Raw genomic sequence first — 764 nt, forward strand, 5'->3', positions numbered from 1 at the left:
CCTGGGGCGCCGGCGAGAGCAGCGCGCTCCAGGCGGCCTGGGCGCTGCTGCTGTACCGCGCGGAGCAGACGGACCGGCCCCGCCGCCCGGCCCGGGCGGTGCGGGTCGGCTTCGCGGTGACGGTCTCCGGCCGCGGCATCCCGCTGGACGGCGTCGACCGGCTTCCCGGCGCCCTGCGCAACCCGCTGCCGATCTCCGTACGGGTGCAGCCCGGCACCACCGTGCCCCAACTGCTCGCGGCGCTGCGCGACGGGGTGCTCGACCTCTCCGCGTACGAGTGGGTCTCGCCCGGCCAGGCCCACCACTGGACCCCGGGCGCGCGCGGGCAGCGGCCGAACAGCCTGGTCGTGCTGGAGCACCAGCCCGCCACGGCGCACCACCTGCGCTTGGAGACCGACCTGGCCGCGCACGGCATCCACGTGGAGAGCCCGGTCCCGACCGGCACCCTCACCTCGTACCCGATCACGCTCGCCGCTCACTACGACGCCACCGGCGGGCTGGTCCTCACCACCACCCATGACCGCGCCCTGCTCGCCGACCGGGACGCCGCCGAACTGCTCAACCAGAGCGCCCACCTGCTGCGCTGCTTCCCGGACCTGCCGAGCGGGCTGGGCACCACCGAGGTGCTGCGCTCCACCCTGGCCGGGCAGCCGGCGCCCCGGCTGGGCGAACCGGTGGGCACCGACGCCGAGGACGCGGAGCCGGTCGCCCCGGCGGTGCGGCTGGACGTACTGCGCCGGGCCGCCCGCCCGGGCGCGGGCTGG

Annotated in this window: 1 pseudogene; it reads left to right on the plus strand. The window is 77.6% G+C overall.

Going from position 1 to position 764, the window contains the following annotated elements:
* Window positions 1-764 (plus strand): annotated as a pseudogene (locus KS423_RS46570) (peptide synthase condensation domain-containing protein); the annotation flags it as partial.

Origin of the sequence: Streptomyces sp. LS1784 (assembly GCF_020103755.1) — a bacterium.
Classification (GTDB): domain Bacteria; phylum Actinomycetota; class Actinomycetes; order Streptomycetales; family Streptomycetaceae; genus Kitasatospora.